Source organism: Streptomyces sp. NPDC059853, assembly GCF_042731495.1.
In the GTDB taxonomy this organism is placed as follows: Bacteria; Actinomycetota; Actinomycetes; order Streptomycetales; family Streptomycetaceae; genus Streptomyces.
This window is the reverse complement of the sequence record NZ_JBHWJL010000131.1, coordinates 9,638-13,190: the sequence shown is the minus strand read 5'-3', so window position 1 is coordinate 13,190 and position 3,553 is coordinate 9,638. Positions and strand designations below refer to the sequence as shown.

The 3,553-nt window shown below is 69.9% G+C and carries 3 protein-coding genes; all 3 read left to right on the top strand.

Translation table 11 applies throughout. From position 1 onward, the window contains the following. Positions 1–393 precede the first annotated feature (393 nt). From ACFV5N_RS15800 to ACFV5N_RS15790, 3 genes are read left to right on the top strand one after another with little or no spacing between them, the layout of a single operon-like run. On the top strand, positions 394–1,677 hold the full coding sequence (locus ACFV5N_RS15800; protein WP_385599407.1) for an ABC transporter substrate-binding protein: 1,284 nt from the start codon (positions 394–396) through the stop codon (positions 1,675–1,677). A 38-nt stretch (positions 1,678–1,715) separates the two neighbouring features. Next, positions 1,716–2,663, top strand: a complete 948-nt coding sequence (locus ACFV5N_RS15795; RefSeq protein WP_385599404.1) for a carbohydrate ABC transporter permease — start codon at positions 1,716–1,718, stop codon at positions 2,661–2,663. Continuing rightward, entirely contained in the window at positions 2,660–3,529 is an 870-nt protein-coding gene (locus ACFV5N_RS15790; RefSeq protein WP_385599401.1) for a carbohydrate ABC transporter permease, read from the top strand. The genes ACFV5N_RS15795 and ACFV5N_RS15790 overlap by 4 nt, the downstream gene beginning before the upstream one ends. Positions 3,530–3,553 lie beyond the last annotated feature (24 nt).

The window sequence follows — 3,553 nt, the reverse complement described above, 5'->3', positions numbered from 1 at the left end:
GGTCGGTGCGGGTGCGCGGGCCGTAGACCAGCAGTTCGCGCAGGACGGGGCGAGCGGCCCCGGAGACCGTTGCCCAGGCGTCGACGGGGGGCGGCGGTGCGGACGGCACGGTGTCTCCACTCCTCGGTGGTTGCGCGTGGCCCCGCGGTGCGTCGCTGTCCCGGCCAAGGGGTGGCGAGGGTGGCCACTTGGCTTTGCAGCAGAGCTAAGCGGCCACATTACTGCGCGTCAACTCCACATAATCCAAAGTATCCGCGCAAGAACTCGTGACAAGTTGCAAAACCTGACTTAGCTTGGCTCCGTCACAGAGCCAACATCCCCAGGTCCGGGGCTGCTTGGCGTGTTCACCCGGGGCGAGCGCGACGCCGCGCGCGCTCCGGAGGAGAGGAACGCATGCAACTGCGCGGACTTGCCCGATACGGCGCGCTCCTGGGCGCGCTGGCGCTGGTCGCGGGCTGTGCGGGGGGCAGCCCGGGCGACAAGGTGATCACCCTCGACTACTGGTGCTGGAGCGGGTCGCAGGCGGCCAAGGTCGCCGCGTTCAACGACGCGCACCCGCACATCCGGGTGCGGCACACGGACGCCGGCGGCGGCGTGGACTCGGCGACGAAGCTGCTGACCGCCAGCCGGGCGGGCAACGCCCCCGACGTCTCCTGCGTCGAGTACCCCACCGTGCCGTCGATGATCGTCTCCGACGTGCTCGCGGACATCGCCGCGTACACCACCGGCATCGAGGACGCCTTCACCCCCGAGGTGTGGGGGATGACCCGCTTCGAGGGACAGGTCTACGGCATCCCGCAGGACATCGGCCCCATGGTGCTGCTCTACAACGCGCGGCGCTTCGACGAACTCGGCATCGAGGTGCCCGCCACCTGGGAGGAGTTCGCCGAGGTCGCGGCCGAGGTGCGCGAGCGCGACCCGTCGACCCATCTGGCGACCTTCGCCCCCACCGAGTTCGGCAGCTTCGCCGGGTTCGCCCAGCAGGCCGGCGCCGTCTGGTGGAGCGTGGAGGACCGGGAGTGGACGGTGGACATCAGCGACGACCGGACGCTGGAGGTGGCCGCCTACTGGGAGGACCTGATCGACCGCGACCTGGTCAAGGCCGAGCCGCTGCTCACCCCCGAGTGGAACAACCGGGTCAACCGGGGCGAGGTGCTGACCTGGCCGGCTGCCCTGTGGGCACCCGACGTGATCTACGGCATCGCCGCCGGGCAGGCCGGTGACTGGGCCATCGCGCCGCTCCCCCGCTGGGACGAGGGCAGCGAGGCCGTCGCCCTCCAGGGCGGCACCGCGCTGGCCGTCACCAAGAACTCCGACCACCCCGAGGCGGCGGCCGAGTTCGCCATCTGGATGAACACCGCCGAGACCGCGTACGAACTCCAGATCGCCTCGGGGCAGTACCCGGCGAGCGTCGCCGGCCAGGCCGCCGCGACCCAGGGGCCGCCCCCCGCGCTGATGGCGGGGCAGGAGGACTACTGGGACATCGCCACCCACGCGGCGGCGAACACCGTCTCCGACGTCACCTGGGGCCCCAACGTCGCCACCGCGGGCGACGCCTACCGCGACGCGATGTCCGCGGCGATCCGGGACGGCACACCGCTCACCGACGCGATCCGCGAGACCCAGCGGATCGTCGTCGAGGAGATGCGCCGCGTCGGCTTCAGGCTCTCCCAGTGATCGGCCCTCCCATGACCTCCCCGACAGGTGACCCGCCCATGGCAACCGCAGCCACCACTCCGCAGCAGAACGCCGGGCCGCGCCCCCGGCGACAGCGGCGCACCCTCGCGCCGTACGTGCTCATCGCCCCCGCGCTGCTGCTCTTCGCCGCCTTCATGGGCGTGCCCATCCTCTACGCCCTCTTCCTCAGCACCCAGGGCCTGCGCATCGTCGACGAAGGGGTCTTCGGCATCCGCGACGAGGTGTTCGTCGGCCTGGCCAACTACGGGGAGATCCTCACCGACGGGGCCTTCTGGGCCGGGTTCGGCCGGCTCGCCCTCTACGGGGTGATCGCCGTCCCCCTCACCCTCGGCCTCGCCCTGCTGTTCGCGCTGCTGCTCGACCACGGGGCGTCCCGGGCCAAGCGGTTCACCCGCACCGCGATCTTCATCCCGTACGCGATCCCCGGTGTGGTGGCCTCCCTGATGTGGGGGTTCATGTACCTCCCCTCGACCAGTCCGTTCAGCCATCTGACCCGCGAACTGGGCCTGGAGTCCATCCCCTTCCTGGACGGCGGCGCCATCTACCCGTCACTGGCGAACATCGCCATCTGGGGCGGCACCGGCTTCAACATGATCATCATTTACACCTCGCTGCGCGGTATCCCGGCCGAACTGTGCGACGCCGCCCGCATCGACGGCTGCACCGAGTGGCAGATCGCCTGGCGGATCAAGGTCCCCCTGGTCGCCCCCGCCCTCGTCCTCACCGGGCTCTTCGCCCTCATCGGCACCCTCCAGGTCTACGGCGAGCCGACCATGCTCAGCTCCATGACCACGGAGATATCCCAGACCTGGGTGCCGCTCATGCACATCTACCGCGACGGCTTCATCCGGGACGACCTGCCCATGGCGGCCGCCGGCTCCGTGTTCCTCGCCGTCGGCACCCTGCTCGTCTCGCTGGTCCTGCTGAAGGCCACCCAGCGCCGCGCCTTCGGAGGCTTCAAGTGACGGACCACCAGGCCGGCCGGCGGACGCCGGGCACCCCGCGGCGACCCGGCGCGCTGCCCACCGCGATCCTGCTGATCGGCGCCTTCTACTCGCTGGTCCCGGTCGCGTGGATCGTCATCGCGGCCACGAAGACCAACGCGCAGCTGTTCTCCACCTTCACCTTCCAGCCCGGCACCGGCCTGCTGGACAACCTCGGGGACCTCTTCGGTTACGGCGACGGCCAGTTCACGCAGTGGGCGCTCAACAGCCTCTACTACGCGGGGGTCGGCTCCCTGTTGTGCACGCTGGTGTCGACCGCCGCCGGCTACGCCTTCGCCAAGTACCGTTTCCGGGGCCGCGCCCCGCTGTTCTACCTGATCCTGGCCGGGGTGCTGCTGCCCGGGATGACGCTGGCCATCCCGCAGTACATCATCATGGCGGAGATCGGCATGGTCGGTACGTACTGGTCGGTGCTGCTGCCCGGGCTCATCTCCCCGTTCGGCATCTATCTGGCCCGGGTCTACGCGGAGGCGTCGGTGCCGGACGCCACCATCGAGTCGGCGCGCATCGACGGGGCGAGCGAGTTCCGTATCTTCACCTCGATCGGGCTGCCCATGATGCTGCCCGGCATGGTGACGATCTTCATGCTCCAGTTCGTCGGTAACTGGAACAACTTCCTGCTGCCGTTCATCATGCTCTCGGACGAGGACAAGTACCCGATCAACGTGGGCCTGTACACCCTGCTGTCCAAGGGTTCGGGCGAACCGGCGCTGTACGGCATCGCCATCGTCGGCACCGCCGTCTCGGTGATCCCGCTGATCCTGCTGCTGCTGTTCCTCCAGCGGTTCTGGCGGCTGGACCTGATCAGCGGCGGGCTGAAGGGCTGAGCCGACCGCGCGGGCCGGCCGGAC